We start from the raw sequence: 16,315 nt of genomic DNA, 5'->3' as shown, positions 1-16,315 counted from the left end.
CAGCCGCGACCCTGCGGCCGCGCTTCTGCTGTCCCAGTGTCTCGGGCCGGCCCCGCTCCCCACTTCCGGCTTGGCGCGTCTACCGCCGGCCGCGTCTGCTCGATCCCGTCGTCCGCCGTCCTTTTTCCCCGGGCGGCGCCACCTTTTCCGGCCATCGCACGGGCCTCCGCCTTTACAGCCCCCCCTACTTTTACATTCTTTTAGTTCTATTGCGCCCACGCAACACTTGCGATGCGCCATAAACCCTGGGGCGGATTAAAATGCTGCAACGCAAACCGCGGCGGGCAATTCGGCGGTTCGCCCGATAGTACCCATCGTCGCCCTTGCGCCTCGGAACCCCCAGCAGCCCCTATCTCTCTGCCGCTTCCTTCCTCAATGTCCCCATCCTATGTCTTGCATGGCGCACAGCAGCCGGATCTGCTGCGCGCCGAATCCCTGGCCGACATCTTCGAAGACACGGCGCGGCGCTGCCCCCGCAAGACCGCCCTGATCCACGGACTGGACAGCCTTGGCTACGCCGAGCTGGACGCCCGCGCCGACCTCGCCTGCCACCGGCTGATCGAAGCTGGCGCAGGACCCGGCAAGATCCTGGGCCTGTGGCTGCCGCGCGGCATAGACCTGCTGGTCATGCAACTGGCCATCGCCAAGACCGGCGCCGCCTGGCTGCCCTTCGACGCCGACACCCCGGTCGAACGCATTGCCGTCTGCCTGGAGGACGCCCAGGCCCTCGGGCTGGTGACCTGCGCCGGACTGGAGCCCCGCCTGGCCGCACCGGAACTGCCCGCGTACACCGCCGAACGGCTGCTGGCGCCGCTCGCCGCCGACGTGCCGCTGCGCCGCCGCGGCGCGCAGCATGCCCACGACACGGCCTACGTCATCTACACCTCGGGCTCCACCGGCAAGCCCAAGGGCATAGCCATCACCCAGGGCAGCATCTGCCATTTCCTGCGCAGCGAGAACTCGGTGCTGGGGGTCCAGGAAAGCGACCGCGTGTACCAGGGCTTTTCAGTAGCCTTCGACATGTCGTTCGAGGAAATCTGGATCAGCTACCTGGTTGGAGCCACGCTCTGGATCTCTCCCAAGGAACTGGCCACCGATCCCGAGGCCCTGCCGCAGGCGCTCGCGGCCGAGCAGATCACGGTGCTGCACGCCGTGCCCACCTTGCTGGCGCTGTTTCGCCAGGACGTGCCGAGCCTGCGCATCATCAATCTGGGCGGGGAAATGTGCCCCGAGAACCTGGTCGAGCGCTGGGCCTCGCCCGAACGCCAGATGTTCAATACCTACGGGCCGACCGAGACCACGGTGTCGGCCAGCCTGGCCCGGCTCAAGCCCGGCGAGCCGGTGACCATCGGCCAGCCGCTGCCCAATTACGGCCTGCTGGTGGTCGATGCCGAACTGGCCGCCGAGGGCACCCTGTCCATCCTGCCCTATGGCGAAACGGGCGAACTCTGTATCACCGGCCCGGGCGTGGCCGCGGGCTACCTGGGCCGGCCCGACCTGACACGCGAGAAATTCCTGGCCAATCCCTGGGTCAGCGGCGAGCATGACCGGCGCCTGTACCGCAGCGGCGACCTGGCCCGCATCGACTCCGGCCACCAGGTGCATTGCCTGGGCCGGGCCGACGACCAGGTCAAGATCCGCGGTTTCCGGGTCGAACTCGGCGAGATCGAAGCGGTGCTGGCCCAGCAGCCGGGCGTCGGCGCGGCCGCCGTGGTGCTGCGCCAGGAAGCCGGCGTGGACCAATTGGCGGCGTTCTGGGTTCCGTCCAACGGCCAGAACCCGCAAGAAGCCGCCGCGGCCGAGCCATCGCAGGCAACGCTGCGCGCCGCCCTGGGCGCGCGCCTGCCACCCTACATGGTGCCGGCGCGCTATGAACGCCTGGAGCAGATGCCGCGCCTGTCCTCCGGCAAGATAGACCGCAAGGCGCTCAAGGCCATGCAACTGGCCGCGGGCGGCCAGGCCGAAGGCTCGGACACGCCGCGCGACGCGGCCGAAGAGATCCTGTTTCCGGCGCTGGCCGGCCTGTTTCCGGGCCAGCCCATACGCCGCGACATGGACTTCTTCACCGACCTGGGCGGCCACTCGCTACTGGCCGCCAGGCTGGCCTCGGCGCTGCGCCAGGACCCGCGCCTGGCGCAGATCACCGTGCGCGACCTCTACCAGAACCGGCGCGTCGGCGACCTGGCCGAAATGCTGGCCGCCGCCCTGCGGCGCCAGGCCGCGCAAACCCCGAGCGCCAGCCGCGCCGATGTGCCGCGGCTGCAGCACTCGCGCTGGCGGCGCTGGCGCTGCGGCCTGGCCCAGGCCTGTACCGTGCCGTTTCTCGTCACGTTCAAGATGGCGCAATGGCTGCTGCCCTTCTTCACCTATCAATACCTGACCGGCGATCCGGGAGACTCCATCCTGCGCGCCGTCGCCTGGTCGCTGCTGGTGTTCCTGCTGGTCTCGCTGGCGGAATTCGTGCTGGCTTGCGCGGCCAAGTGGCTGATACTCGGACGGCCCGCACCCGGCCGCTATCCGCTGTGGGGCCTGACCTATTTCCGCTGGTGGCTCACCGACCGCATCCTCGAGGCCACGCCGCTGTACATGCTCAACGGCTCGTCGCTCTATGTGCACTGGCTGCGGGCCCTGGGCGCGCGCATCGGCCGCGACGTGCTGATCGGCTCGAGCACCTTGCGGGTGCCGGACCTGCTGGAAATCGGCGATGGCGCGAGCATCGGCAATGGCGTCAATCTGGAAAATGCGCGGGTCGAGAACGGCGAACTGATACTGGGCCACATACGGATCGACGACAACGCGGCGATCGGCTCGTATGTCGTGCTGGAAGGCAATACCCGCGTGGGGCAATGGGGCCACGTGCAGGGCCAGTCGGCGCTGCGCGACGGCATGCGCGTGCCGGAACTGCGCGTCTGGGGCGGCTCGCCGGCCCAGGACCAGGGCGCCTTCGATCCCGCCAGCCTGCCTGCGCGCCCCGCAGAATCCCGCCGCCACGCCACGCTGAAGAATCTTTATTTCTTCTTCGGCTCGCTGCTGGTGAGCGTGCTGTTCTTCATACCCCTGTTCCCGACCTTCATGCTGGTCGACTACCTGGACGTGGACAACCTGGCGGTCAAGCCGCTGGCGGTGGCGGGCTTTGCCAATAGCTACGACGTGTTCGCGCTGCGCCTGATCAAGTATTTCCTGCTGTCGCTGCCGGCCAGCGTGGTGATGATCGTGCTCACGGCCCTGATCGCCGCCGGCATACGCTGGGCGCTGCTGCCGCGCCTGAAGCCCGGCCGCTACCCGGTCAATGGCCGCGTCTACCTGTGCAAATGGCTGGTGAACCAGATCCAGGAATCCAGCCTGCAGGTATTGCACGGCGTCTACGCCACGGTGTTTTCCTCGACCTGGTACCGCCTGCTGGGCGCGCGCGTGGGGCGCGACGCAGAGATCTCCACGGCGCTGGGAGTGGTGCCGGACATGCTGTCGCTGGGCGACGAAACCTTTATCGCCGACGCAGTGATGCTGGGCGACGAGCACATAGACGGCGGCTGGATGACCGTGCAGCCCACCAAGGTGTCGCGCCGCAGCTTCGTCGGCAACGGGGCCTACATCCCGGATGGCACCGAGTTGCCCGAGAACGTGCTGATCGGCGTGCTTTCCAGCCTGCCGCGCAACACCCCGGTGCGCGACGGAGACACCTGGCTGGGCTCGCCGCCGCTGAACCTGCCGGCGCGCGAAACCGTGCAGGGCTACCCCGAGTCGCTGACCTACCGCCCCTCGCCCATGCGGCGCCTGCAGCGCGGACTGGTGGAAACCTTCCGCATCGTGGCTCCGCATTCGCTGGTGATCGCCGCCGGCTATGCCATCGTGCTGGACGTGATGCCCATCGCCGGGGCCGGCCACTGGGTCAAGACCATCCGCGAACTGGCGGTCTCGGGCCTGCTGTTCGGCCTGGCCACGTTCCTGTTCGTGGCCTTTTTCAAGTGGGTGCTGCTGGGCCGCTACAAGCGGCGCGCCGTGCCCATGTGGACGCCTTTCGTCTGGCTCTCGGAGGCCACCACAAACATGTACGAAGGCATCGCGGTGCCCAATTTCCTGCGCTACCTGCGCGGCACGCCCTTCCTGCCCAAGGCGCTGAATCTGCTGGGCTGCCATATCGGGCGCGGTGTCTACCTGGACACCACGGACATGACGGAATTCGACTGCGTGCATATCGGCGACTACAGCGAGCTCAATGCGCTGTGCTGCCCGCAGACGCATTTGTTCGAGGACCGCGTCATGAAGATCGACGATGTACGGATAGGCAAGCGGGTCTATATGGGGCCGCGCAGCACGGTGCTGTACAGCGCCGCCGTGGCCGACGACGCGCACCTGGGGCCGTTGACGCTGGTGATGAAGGGGGAAAACATTCCCGCCGGAACGTCGTGGCACGGCTGTCCGTCGGTGCCAGCAAGCGACGGGGTTACGCAGCCGGAGGCCGCAACGGCGACGCAGCAGTCCTTGAGTCCTGTAGGAGCGGAGTGAGTTCTTTATTCCGGGTGTAGTTCTTTTGCCGCCAAGCGCGGGTTCTTAAGCCGCCGGGGCTGCCCTGCGGAGTTCCGATGCTCGGCAGACTCGCCTGCGCTTCGGACTCCTACGGGGTCCCCGGCTCACGCCGTGGCATGCGGCGGGTTTGAAAACCTGTCTATTGGCCTGCCCGGTGACAAGCCGGAAGGCCCGCAAGGATCAACGACAAAAGCAAGGCTCCAGCGCAAAACCGCGCCAATCAATCCTGATCGCGCGCAGCCAGATCATTCAGCGCCCGGTCGAACATCTGCCGGGTCCGTACCCACACCACCTCGCGCCAGTCCGCGTCGGCGGGGAAGAAGAACTCCAGGAGGTCGCGCTTGACCTGTTCGTACACAGGGCCCTGCAGCTCGCCGCGCAGATGCAGGAAATGGTCGTTCCACAAGGCGCTGCCGCGGATCTGCTCATTGGTGTAGGTGCCGCACTCTATGACCAGTTGGGTGAAGCGCTTGCCCTGCATCGTATCCACCATCGCCTGCGAGGTATAGCCCGTGGCCGCCGCCGAAATCCCCGTGTCGGTGGTAGAGCTTGCGCCGGTCAGCACCGTATACAGCCAGGGGCCGTAGATGCGGCGCGCGTCCTCCATGCCTGGGTACTCGCGCTCGGCGATCGCCATCAGCATGGGATGGCCGTAGTCGCCAGCTCCGGTGTGCAGGTCGAAGCTGATCGCATCGCTGCAATCGGACAGGTACTGGGCGACGATGGCGCGCAAGGTGGTGTTCGACCAGGACGGCTCGACGCCGCCGTAATACAGGCCGTCGGGGTGCCGGTACTGGCCGGCGCCCAGCACGTTCATCAACTGGGTGCGGCCCAGCTCGCGCACCTTGGCGTCCCAGAGCGCGTCGGACTGGCCGCCGCCTTCATCCTGGCCATCTCGCAGCGTGAACAGCTCGTGGATGGCCTCGTAGCCGGGGTTTTGCGGCAGCGGCCGGCTGAAATCCAGGTAGTTGCGGTTCAGGTCTATATTGTCTTCGTTGGTACGCCGCTTCCAGGCCGTGCCCCAGGGGTTGATCAGGTGCACCAACAGCAGGCCGACTTCGCCGTCCAGGCGGCCGTCGGCGGCCAGGGCGTCCATGTATGCGCTCTGGCACATGGAGCCGTAATAGCCTTCAACCCCATGGGTGCCCGAGACCGACACCAGCCATTTGCGGGTGCCGGGGCGAGCGAAGACGGCTACGTCGGTATACAGATCCTCGCCCTGCGGCCCCTGCAGCGGGTGCTTGTGGTGCTCGAGCCGGGCGCCGTGGCGCTTGGCGGTTTCCAGGAATCGGGTTCTGAGCAGCGTGTAGCTGGGCTCGGCATCCATCATGGTCAGGTTCATCTGTCTGTATCTTCCATCGAATTGCATATAAAAGCGCGGCATGTTCCGCATTGCGCAGCAGTCATGCACGGCCCGCGCGCCACGCCGGCCGCCTGTGCGAGCCTGCGCACAGGCGGCGCATGCCGGGGCGGGTCCGCGCCGATGATACCCCGACAGCATTGCCGTGGCCCGGGCCAATATCTCGGCCGTCTGCGTCGGGATCGAAATCCAAATCCGGACTCGGACCAGGGCCAGAGCCGGGGCCGAGACACCTAGACCCTTGCATCCCGCACCGGAGCGGGACACCGGCATCCCGATAACCAGCACCGGCGCCGGGAGGCCCCGGCGGAACAAGGCGTATACTCCAGCCCGGCCGGCGGGCGTCGCGGGCGCCGGCCGCGCATGGCGGCCCGGGCCTCCCCGACCCGCTACGGGGCCCCGTCCGGGACTCCACTTATATTGTATAGACAAGACTTTCAACTAATATTAGCTATTTCGCATCGGCCGCTACGGCCGGTCCGCCCTCTCATTTCCCTGGAGCCCACATGTACAAGACCCTGTACGCCGCGCTGTTCTCCCTGTGCGCCTTCACGGCGCAGGCTGCAGACACCCTGCACATCCGCCTGGGCGTGGATCCCACCTTCGCCCCGTTCGAGTCGGTCGATGCCCACGGCAATCTGCAGGGCTTCGACATAGACATGGGCAATGCCATCTGCGACTACCTGCATGCCAAGTGCCAGTGGGTGAAGATGAATTTCGACGGCATCATCGCGGCCCTGAACGCCAAGAAGATCGATGCCATTCTTTCCGGCCTGACCATCACCGACCAGCGCAAGAAGCAAGTGCTGTTCACCACGCCGCTGTACGCCAGCCCCTCGCGCATGATGGTGCCCAAGAACGTCAACCTGGACACCACCATCGAATCGCTCAAGGGCAAGACCGTGGGCATCGTGCAAGGCACGACCCAGGCCGCCTATGCCAACAAGCACTGGCGCGGCAAGGGCGTGAACCTGGTCACCTACCAGAACGACGACCTCGCCAAGCAGGACCTGGCCCTGGGCCGCATCGACGCCACGCTGCAGAACGCGGCGGCGGCGCAGTTCTTCTTCGAAACGCCCGCAGGCAAGAGCTTCCATCTCAGCGGCACGCCGGTGCAGGATCCGCAGGTATTCGGCTATGGCGCCAGCCTGGGGCTGCGCCTGGGCGACACCGCGCTGCAAAAGCAGATCGACGATGCCATCGCCGGACTCAAGGCCAATGGCACCTACCAGAAGATCCTGGGCCGCTACACCAAGTACGGCCTGATCAATCCCGACAAGCAGTAAGGCCATGGCACGAGCGGCGGCCGCAAGCACGCGACGAACGCGCCGCAACGCGCGCGGCCGTTCGCGCGCCGGTTCGTACGGCTGTCCGCGCGCCTGTCCTGGCGCCCATGCGCCGGCCGGCGCGGCGGCCGCCTCGGCTTCGATGTAGGCGCGTCCAGCCATGTTGTACGGATACGGCCCCCTGATCCTGCAGGGCACCCTCATGACACTGGCGCTGACGGTGCTGTCGGCGTTTTTCGCCATGCTGCTGGGCATGGCCGGCGCCTTGTGCAAGACCTCGGGCAACCGCGTGCTGTACGGCATCGCGGCCTGCTACACCACGGCCATACGCAGCGTGCCCGATCTCGTGATCATGCTGCTGGTGTTCTACAACCTGCAGAGCCTGGTCAACTGGCTCTGCACCCTGGCCGGCATCGGCCAGATCGAGATCAACGCCTTCAGCGCCGGCGTGGTGACGCTGGCCTTCATCTACGGCGCCTACATGACCGAAACCTTCCGCGGCGCGCTGGAATCGGTGCCGCGCGGCCAGATCGAGGCCGGCCTGTCCACCGGCATGAGCGATGGCATGGTGTTTCGCAAGATCACCCTGCCGCAGATGGTGCGCCACGCCCTGCCGGGCCTGAGCAACAACCTGCAGGTGGTCATCAAATCCACCGCGCTGGTGTCCATCATCGGGCTGGTCGACATCATCAGCATCAGCCAGCAGGCGGGGCGCTCCACGCAGCACCTGTTCTTCTTCAATATCCTCGCCGCGCTGATCTACCTGGGCTTCACCTGTGCCACGCTGGTGGCGCTGTCCTGGGCGGGCAAGCGCTTCAGCGTGGGCGTCAAAGAGGCCGAGCTCTGATGACCCTGCTGGAAATCTTCAGGGAATACTGGCCGCAGTACCTGGGCCTGAACTCGGGCTGGGCCATTTCGGGCGCGGCCATGACGCTGTGGCTGCTGGTGCTGAACATGGCCATCGCCTTCGCCGCGTCCATTCCGCTGTCCATATTGCGGGCCTCGTCCAACAAATGGCTGAGCCGGCCCGTGCAGTTCTACACCTTCGTGATCCGCGGCACGCCGCTGTACGTGCAGTTGCTCATCGTCTACACGGGGCTGTTCAGCCTGGATGCGATCCGCCACACGCCCACCCTGTCGATGTTCTTTCGCAGCGGCTTCAACTGCGTGATCTTGTCGTTCAGCTTCAACACCTGCGCCTACCTGACCGAAGTGCTGGCCGGCGCCATCCGCTCGATTCCCGCCGGCGAAATCGAGGCGGCGCGCGCCTTCGGCTTTTCCCGCACGCGCATCTACACCCGCTTCATCCTGCCTTCGGCGCTGCGGCGCGCCCTGCCCTACTACAGCAACGAAGTCATTATCGTGCTGCATGCCACGTCCATTGCCTTCACCGCCACCGTGCCCGAACTGCTCAAAGTCGCGCGCGACGTCAACAGCGCCACCTATGCGTCTTTTTCCGCGTTCGGCATCGCCGCGCTGTTCTATGCCGCCATCGCCTTCGTGCTGGTAGCCGGGTTCAGGCTGATGGAAAAACGCTGGCTGGCGTTCCTGAAACCGTCCGGCCATGACTGAGGCCGCGATCATGAAAGCGGGCCCGCAAGAACATACGAACACGACCATGGAAAGCCTGAAAGTCGAGAACATACACAAGCGCTTCGGCGACCACGAAGTGCTGCGCGGCGTATCCCTGACGGCCGGGCGCGGCGACGTCATCAGCATCATCGGCTCGAGCGGCTCGGGCAAGAGCACCTTCCTGCGCTGCATCAATTTCCTGGACGCGCCCAGCGAGGGCCGCATCACCATACTCAACGAAGAGCTCAAGACCACGCGCGACCGCCACAACCAGTTGGCGCCCGCCGACAAGCACCAGTTGCAGCGCCTGCGCACCAAGCTGGCCATGGTGTTCCAGCACTTCAACCTGTGGTCGCACATGACGGCGCTGGAAAACATCACCGCCGCGCCCATCCACGTGCTGGGACTGGACCGCAAGGCCGCGACGGAACGCGCGCGGCATTATCTGCAGAAGGTCGGCCTGGCGCCCGAGGTCATGGACAAGTACCCAGTGCAGCTTTCCGGCGGCCAGCAGCAGCGCGTGGCCATCGCCCGCGCGCTGGCGCTGGAACCCGAGGTCATGCTGTTCGACGAACCCACATCGGCGCTGGATCCGGAACTGGTCGGCGAGGTGCTGCGAGTCATGCAGGCGCTGGCCGAGGAAGGCCGCACCATGATCATCGTCACCCACGAAATGGGCTTTGCACGCAACGTCTCGAACCACGTCATGTTCCTGCACCAGGGCGTGGTCGAGGAAGAAGGGCCGCCCGCGCAGGTGCTGGGCACGCCGCGCAGCCCGCGCCTGGCGCAGTTCCTGTCCGGCAGCCTGAAGTAGGCGCCGCGGAACGCAGCGAGCCGGAGTCCGGCATGGCGACGTCGGACACGGCGACACCAGGCATGACGATGCCCGGAGTGACGGTGCCGGGCATGACAGTGCCCGGCGCCGCGGGACGCCATGCGGCGGCGCGCGGCCCAGGAACACCCCACGCGGCGTCGCGTTCGCGCATACGGGCCCGCGCCCGCCTCCGCTGGCAGGACTCTGCGCTATATTTGCAAACATTCATCACATTCGGGAATTCCAGGTGATACGCGAGATACTCAAGATGGGCGATCCGCGCCTGCTGCGCCAGGCCCAGCCCGTCACCGACTTCGGCAGCCGCGCGCTGCAAACCCTGGTGGCGGACATGTTCGATACCATGCTGGACGCTGGCGGCGTCGGCCTGGCCGCGCCGCAGATCGGCGTGGACCTGCAACTGGTCGTGTTCGGCTTCGATTCCAGCACGCGCTATCCCGACGCCCCGGCGGTCGAACAGACCGTGCTGTGCAACCCGATCATCACGCCCCTGTCCGACGAAACGGAAGAAGGCTGGGAAGGCTGCCTGTCGGTGCCGGGCTTGCGCGGAACCGTGCCGCGCTATACACGCATCCATTACACCGGGCGCGACCCGCAGGGCATGCCCATCGATCGCCTGGCCGAAGGCTTCCATGCCCGCGTCGTGCAGCACGAATGCGACCATCTCATCGGCCGCCTCTATCCTTCGCGCATCCGCGACTTCTCGCATTTCGGCTACACCGAGATCGTCCAGCCCCAGGCGACGGCATAGCGTCGCGCCATCACCCAGGAACCCAACGCATGACCGGACTGTCCCCCCGATACTTGAACATCCTGCTGATCGTGGTCGGCTGGGTCGTAGCGCGCACCGCCGCGCGACTGAGCAAGATTCCCCAGGAATCCAGGCCGCCCCTGCTGCGCGGGCAAAGCGGCACCATTCTGCAGATGATCGCCATCCTGGCCGGCCTGACGCTGCTGATCTGGGGCGTCGCGCGTTCCTTCTAAGGCCGCCTCCCGGCGGTTTGCATCCTTATTAGAAATAAATCCAAGCTCTACGGGGCAAGACGCGGGCTGCGGGGTGCGAGACGCGGATTGCGGGGCCAATGTCCCTGCGGCAGCTTCCGGCATCGCGCCTGCGGTGCCATTCCCCTTGTTTTGTCAGACGAAACATTCCGGCTATATTTTCGTTCCGGGCTCTGCCAGGCTTTATTACCCGGGAATTCGGTGGCTAACTATGCCGACTCCTTTATTCGATTTCGTTGAACGAAACATTCCGCCCGGAGATGAATCGTGATCGCTGACGCCGCCAAGCCCGCAAAGCCGCAGAAGAAAATGCTGCACCCGGTCGCCATCATGCTGCTCATCATGCTGTTCGCCATGGCGCTGACCTATGTTCTGGATTCGGGCATGTTCCAGCGATCCGGCAAGCTGGTGGTCGCCGGCACCTATCACGTACTGCCCAAGGAACGGCACCTGAGCGACGTGCTGTACAGTTCGCCGCACGGCAAGAGCGCCGTGCCCGCCAGCCTGGTCTCGACCCTGGCCGCGATCCCCAAGGGCCTGAGCCAGTCCGCCGACCTGATCTTCATGGTGATGATCATAGGCGGCATGTTCGGCATCATCCGCAAGAGCCGCGCCATCGATGCAGGCATAGACCGGCTGCTGGAAGTGACCCGCGGCAATGTCTACTGGCTGACGCCCTTGCTGATGATCGCGCTGGCCTGCGGCAGCACCTTCCTGGGCCTGATTTCCGAGTACCTGGTGCTGATTCCCGTGGTCGTGCTGCTGGCCGAACGGCTGGACCTGCCACCGCTGTTCGGCGTCGGCCTGGTGCTGATCGCCGCCAAGATCGGCTACATCGCCTCCATCACCAATCCGCTCGCCCTGAACATCACCCAGCCCCTGCTCGGGCTGCCCGCCCTGAACGGCGTCGGCCTGCGCGTCTTCGTCTTCTGCCTCTACCTGGCCGTGGGCATCGCCTACATGCTGTACCAAGTGCGGAGGATGAGCGCGGCCAGGCGGCTTTCCGCGGGAAACGCTCCTGACGGGACAGAAACAACGCAGCCGCAAGAGAGCCCTGCGCCCGGCGCATCCGCACAATCGGCCGTGGCGCGCGCGCCCAATCCGCGGGTTGCCGCCGGCACGCGCCTGGCGGGCCGGCACCTGGCCCTGCTCTGCGTGCTGGGCGCCAGCATCGTGGCGCTGATCTACGGCGTGAACCGCTACAACTGGCACTCCAAGGATCTGAGCACCTTCTACCTGGCAGTGGCCATTATTTCCGCGCTGATCGCCGGCCTGCCGCTGCGCGATTCCTGCGAGGCGTTCCTGGACGGCATGAAGGGGATGGTGCTGGCGGGCCTGCTGATCGGCCTGGCCGCCGCCATCAATATCGTGCTGCGCGACAGCCTGGTGCTGGACACGGTGATCTACAAGCTGTCTTCGCTGGCCGACGGGCATTCCACCAGCTTCGCCGCGCAGGGCATGATGTTCGTGGAAATGATACTGGACGTGCTGGTGCCTTCGACTTCGGGCAAGGCGGCCATGAGCATCCCCATCCTCGGCCCCATCGGCCAGCTCGCCGGCATAGGCAAGCAGTCCATCGTGCAGGCCTTCCTGTTCGGCAACGGCCTGACCAATATGATCACGCCCACCTCCGGCATGCTGCTGGCCTTCCTGGCCGCCGGCAAGGTGAACCTGCTGGAATGGCTGAAATTCATACTGCCGCTGTTCGTGCTGCTGGCCGTCCTGTCCCTGGCGATAATGGCCTACGCCATTTCCGTAGGCTACTGAAATGCGCGGCCACGCGCCAGCCCGGCCGCCGGCGGCACCAGGGCCGCGGCCGGCGCCGCGGCGGCAGGCCGCAAGGCCACGCCGGCGGCCAATAGCTGCCGGCAAATGTGTTTCGTCCGCGCCCGACCGGGCGCGCCCCGGAGCCGACGGCCCGTACCTCGCATCCATCCGGACACTGCCATGACCGAAGCTCACGCCCCCTACACCCTGCAAGCCCCCCATGGGCCCGCGATCCCCCTGATATTCGACTCGCCCCACAGCAGCCGGCATTTTCCGGCCACGGTGCCGCTGCGAGCCAGCCGCGAGCAACTGGATACGGGCTGGGACGCCTGGGTGGAAGAACTCTGGAACGGTGCGCTGGCCGAAGGCGCACATATCCTGGCCGCCGGCTTTCACCGCAGCTATATAGACGCCAACCGCAACGTGCGCGACATCGACGTCGAGCTGCTCGCGCAGCCCTGGCCCGGGCCGGTGCAGGCCAGCGCCAAGACCCGCGCAGGCATGGGGCTGATCCGCCGCTACGCCCTGCCCGGTGTGCCGGTGTATGACGGCCCGCTGGATGTCGCCGAGGTCCGCCACCGCATCGACCACTACTACCTGCCCTACCACGCCCGGCTCAAAAGCCTGCTGGACGAAGCCCACGCGCGCGACGGCGTGGTCTGGCACATCGACTGCCATTCCATGAAATCGGTGGGCAACGCCATGAACACCGATGCCGGCGCGGCGCGCCCCGACGTGGTGATCGGCGACTACGACCACACCACCGCACCGCGCGAATTCATCGAATGGCTAGCGGCGCAATTCCGCGACCTGGGCTACCAGGCGGCGATCAACCAGCCCTACAAGGGAGCGGAGCTGATCCGCGCCTACAGCGACCCGGGCTCGCGCCGCTACAGCCTGCAGATCGAGCTGAACCGCCGCCTGTACATGGACGAACAGCGCTTCGAAAAGCACGAGGGCTACACGGTGCTGCAGGACAAGCTGCACGAAGTGGCGCGCCGCATCGCGGCGCGCATACGGCAGGGCTGATGGCAGGCCGCCGCTGCTCACGCCCCGACTCCGACTCCGGCCCCGCACTAAACTAGGCAAACAAAAACCGGTGTCGTGTCCCGGAATCGCGCGGGCGAATTTCCAGGACACGACACTAGAGCCTGTTCACCCCAAACAGGCAAAGACGCCCGCCACCTACCGTGACCGACTACACCGTTTCCGCCGTCGACGAAGCCCTGGCCCTGCTGCTGCGGATCGCGCAGACGCCGGGTCTGGGCGTCACCGAACTGGCCCGCGACAGCCACAACACCAAGACCCGCACCTTCCGGCTGCTGTATACGCTGGAGCGCCGCGGCCTGGTGCGCAAGCAAGGGCCCCAGGGCCTGTATTTCCTGGGCAACAAGGCCCTGTACCTGGGGTTGTCGGCGCAGGAACAGACCCGCCTGGTCGGCCTGGTGCGGCCCCACCTGCGGGAACTCGGCCGCCTGTTCGGCGAGAACGTGCAGATGCGGGTGCGCGACGGCCTCGAGACCCTGTGCATCGCGCGCTGGGACACCGTCGATCCCGATCGCGTGCACAACGACGTCAGCGTGCGCCGGCCGCTGTACGTGGGGGCCTCGGGCAAGGTGTTGCTGGCCCACAGCCCGCCAGAGGTGCTGGATGCCCTGCTGAGCCAGCCGCTGGCGGCGCGCACGCCCGACACGCTGGTGCGGCGCAGCCAGATCACACGCGAACTGGCCCGCATACGCGCCAACGGCTATGCGATCTCGCGCGGGGAAAACACGCCGGGTGCCACCGCCGTGGCGGTGCCCATATGGAATCGCGACAAGGAAGTGCTGGCCTCGCTCAGCGTGGCGGGCCCGGGGCGCCGCTTCTCGAACGAACGCACCCAGGCCATCAAGAACAGGCTGCTGGAAAGCGCCCAGGTGATCTCGGCGCTGTGCTGAACCGACGCTGTGCCGGACTCGGAGCGGTGCTGAACCGGCTCTGTGCTGAACTGGGAACGGCGCTGAGCTCGGTGCTATCCCAAGCGCCGAGACTTCACGCTAATTCGGCACTTGGCCGCCGCCGGCCAGCTTCGTCGCCAGCCGAGTATTGTCTATCCGTATCCACTTGGGAATCAGGAACGCGTCCACGATCACCCAGATGCCCAGGATAGCCAGCAACACGGTGCCTATCCCCACCATGGCCAGCATCGATCCGATGACAAGCAGGATGATCATGCCTATCGCGCTGCCGATCTTGCCGACATAGAAGCGATGGCCGCCCAGGGCGCCCAGGAAGAACCAGAGCAGATAGGCCACGACCGCGCTCTTCTTGTTGGCGTCGTAGAGCATGGTCACAGCGGCTTGATTGTTGTCCATGGCGTACTCCCTTTCCTTGTCGATTTGGTGACGATTCTATCCTTCCGGAGGCAGGCTTGCACGGGCGCAATGTCGTGACGGACGACGGCGAGAGACTACAAGCGAGAGACTACAATCAAGCCAGGGCTGGGCCTCGCCCTGTGGGGCGGGCCTTGATCCAGCCGGAGTCGGCCTTGTCGCATACGATAGCCTTTGATCTAGCTGGAGTTGGATCTTGTCCCCAGCGGCAGGATCCCGATCCAATCGCACTTGGGCCTTGTTCCATTCGGCAGGCTCTTGGTCCGGCCAGCGCCGGCCCGGGTCTTGTGCGACGAGCCCGGGACGTGGCCAGCAGCCAGGCCGTGGGCAGGCAACGTCCGGCAAAGCAATACGTTTTCCATACAGGCGGCTCATTGCAATGACTACTTCCAGCACTATCGCCTACATCGCGAACCGCGAAGGCCTGGACTCCCAGGCGCTGCTCTCGGCCGCCGTCGCGCAGTGGCGCGCGGCGGGCATCGAGGCCGTCGGCGTGCTCGCGGAAAACAACGAGACCGAGGGCATGTGCAGCGCCGGTTTCCTGCGCGACCTGGCCTCGGGCAAGAGATTTTCCATCCAGCTCGACGCCCCGCCGGCCGGCACCTCGTGCCACCTTGACACCGCGGGCATGGAAGACGCCGGCGCCGGCCTGCTGACCCAGATACCGCAGGCCGACATCGTCGTCTTCAGCAAGTTCGGCAAACTGGAAGCCACGCAGAAAGGCCTCTGGGCAGCCTTTGCCGCCGCCATCTCGGCCGGCAGGCCGCTGCTGACGACCGTGTCGCCCAAGCATGCCCAAGCCTGGCAGGCCTTCGCCCCCGCCGCGCTGCGGCTCGAGAGCAAACCGGCGGCGATCGCGCAATGGTGGAACATGATCCGGCCAGGGCCGCGCTAAGCGCCATGCGGCCAGCCGCCATGCATGGCACGCCCAGCCATCTCTACAACGCTCATCCGTCTATGTGGGTGATCGGCTGGCCGGTAATCGGCCGAATTACCGCACAGGTCTTGGCCCAGTGCGGCCGAATGGGGTAATTAACCGAGTGTGATGAATGCCCCCATCCCCTGTTTATGGGGTAGAGCCAACGGGGAAGAACCCGGCCGAACAGGTCATCGATCAAACAGGTAATTGGCTGCAAAGATCGTTGGCTGCCTGGACAGTCGACTGCGTAGGTAACTGGCGACCCGATGCAAGCAAAAGGGCCACCCTAGTGGGTGGCCCTTCTCACTTTTTGGTGCCGCTTGCCGGATTCGAACTGGCGACCTTTTCATTACGAATGAACTGCTCTACCAACTGAGCTAAAGCGGCGAAACCTAAAACCTTGAATTCTCTTTTCGCCTGTTTCTATTTGCCCGTTTTCCGCGAACCCCGGTGCCGGGCCGCAGGCGTCAATGGCAAAGAGTCGAAAATTCTAGCAGTTTTCGCGCGCCTTGGAAAGTAAGGGGGCGGCCCTGTTGTAGTAGCCAGTTAGTAATCTATGGTCAGCCCGATTTTTGCAAACAGGACAGTGTTGACGTAAATTGGGCTTGCTTAAATCTATCCGGAGTCTGCATGGGGACGGATCCCCGCTCCATGATGAGAGCCGCGCCGGGCAACCCT

At 65.7% G+C, this 16,315-nt stretch carries 13 protein-coding genes and 1 tRNA gene; 11 read left to right on the top strand and 3 right to left on the bottom strand.

Features of this window, described 5'->3' with window-relative positions; translation table 11 throughout:
- Nucleotides 1–375: 375 nt before the first annotated feature.
- Entirely contained in the window at nt 376–4,506 is a 4,131-nt protein-coding gene (locus tag KVP10_RS12905) for a Pls/PosA family non-ribosomal peptide synthetase (protein WP_217965023.1), read from the top strand.
- Nucleotides 4,507–4,747: 241 nt separating this feature from the next.
- Here KVP10_RS12905 and KVP10_RS12900 read toward each other — a convergent pair whose 3' ends face one another.
- The gene (locus tag KVP10_RS12900) at nt 4,748–5,869 is read right to left on the bottom strand and encodes a DUF2817 domain-containing protein (protein ID WP_217965022.1); all 1,122 of its coding nucleotides are present in this window, start codon (nt 5,867–5,869) and stop codon (nt 4,748–4,750) included.
- A 524-nt stretch (nt 5,870–6,393) separates the two neighbouring features.
- Here KVP10_RS12900 and KVP10_RS12895 point away from each other — a divergent pair.
- From KVP10_RS12895 to KVP10_RS12855, 9 genes are all read left to right on the top strand, one after another.
- Complete coding sequence (locus tag KVP10_RS12895) at nt 6,394–7,173, top strand: transporter substrate-binding domain-containing protein (protein WP_217965021.1); 780 nt, start codon at nt 6,394–6,396, stop codon at nt 7,171–7,173.
- 160 nt (nt 7,174–7,333) lie between these two features.
- Entirely contained in the window at nt 7,334–8,020 is a 687-nt protein-coding gene (locus KVP10_RS12890; protein ID WP_217965020.1) for an ABC transporter permease, read from the top strand.
- A 5-nt stretch (nt 8,021–8,025) separates the two neighbouring features.
- The gene (gene hisM / locus KVP10_RS12885; RefSeq protein WP_217965243.1) at nt 8,026–8,745 is read left to right on the top strand and encodes a histidine ABC transporter permease HisM; all 720 of its coding nucleotides are present in this window, start codon (nt 8,026–8,028) and stop codon (nt 8,743–8,745) included.
- A 46-nt stretch (nt 8,746–8,791) separates the two neighbouring features.
- Nucleotides 8,792–9,559, top strand: coding sequence for an ABC transporter ATP-binding protein (locus tag KVP10_RS12880; RefSeq protein ID WP_217965019.1), 768 nt, complete (start codon nt 8,792–8,794; stop codon nt 9,557–9,559).
- Between the two features lie 247 nt (nt 9,560–9,806).
- Nucleotides 9,807–10,328 (top strand): peptide deformylase, encoded by a 522-nt coding sequence (gene def / locus KVP10_RS12875; protein ID WP_217965018.1) that lies wholly within the window; start codon nt 9,807–9,809, stop codon nt 10,326–10,328.
- Between the two features lie 29 nt (nt 10,329–10,357).
- Complete coding sequence (locus tag KVP10_RS12870; protein ID WP_217965017.1) at nt 10,358–10,561, top strand: hypothetical protein; 204 nt, start codon at nt 10,358–10,360, stop codon at nt 10,559–10,561.
- Between the two features lie 285 nt (nt 10,562–10,846).
- On the top strand, nt 10,847–12,346 hold the full coding sequence (locus KVP10_RS12865) for a YfcC family protein (RefSeq protein ID WP_217965016.1): 1,500 nt from the start codon (nt 10,847–10,849) through the stop codon (nt 12,344–12,346).
- 180 nt (nt 12,347–12,526) lie between these two features.
- Nucleotides 12,527–13,375: an N-formylglutamate amidohydrolase gene (locus KVP10_RS12860; protein ID WP_217965015.1), complete on the top strand. Its 849-nt coding sequence runs from the start codon at nt 12,527–12,529 to the stop codon at nt 13,373–13,375.
- A 161-nt stretch (nt 13,376–13,536) separates the two neighbouring features.
- Nucleotides 13,537–14,283, top strand: a complete 747-nt coding sequence (locus KVP10_RS12855) for an IclR family transcriptional regulator (RefSeq protein WP_217965014.1) — start codon at nt 13,537–13,539, stop codon at nt 14,281–14,283.
- A gap of 99 nt (nt 14,284–14,382) precedes the next feature.
- Here the strand turns inward: KVP10_RS12855 and KVP10_RS12850 are convergent, their stop codons facing one another.
- Nucleotides 14,383–14,700 carry a TM2 domain-containing protein gene (locus KVP10_RS12850; RefSeq protein ID WP_217965013.1) on the bottom strand — a complete coding sequence of 106 codons (318 nt, stop codon included), beginning with the start codon at nt 14,698–14,700 and terminating at the stop codon, nt 14,383–14,385.
- Between the two features lie 397 nt (nt 14,701–15,097).
- Here KVP10_RS12850 and KVP10_RS12845 point away from each other — a divergent pair, with 397 nt between their 5' ends.
- Complete coding sequence (locus KVP10_RS12845; protein WP_217965012.1) at nt 15,098–15,613, top strand: DUF2478 domain-containing protein; 516 nt, start codon at nt 15,098–15,100, stop codon at nt 15,611–15,613.
- Between the two features lie 335 nt (nt 15,614–15,948).
- On the opposite strand, the gene KVP10_RS12840 is transcribed toward KVP10_RS12845, so the two are convergent.
- Nucleotides 15,949–16,024, bottom strand: a tRNA-Thr gene (locus tag KVP10_RS12840).
- Between the last annotated feature and the right edge of the window lie 291 nt (nt 16,025–16,315).

The sequence above is a fragment of the Candidimonas humi genome, from assembly GCF_019166065.1.
In the GTDB taxonomy this organism is placed as follows: Bacteria; Pseudomonadota; Gammaproteobacteria; order Burkholderiales; family Burkholderiaceae_B; genus Candidimonas; species Candidimonas humi.
Note: the sequence above shows the minus strand (reverse complement) of the source record. Positions and strands in the feature narration are given on the sequence as shown.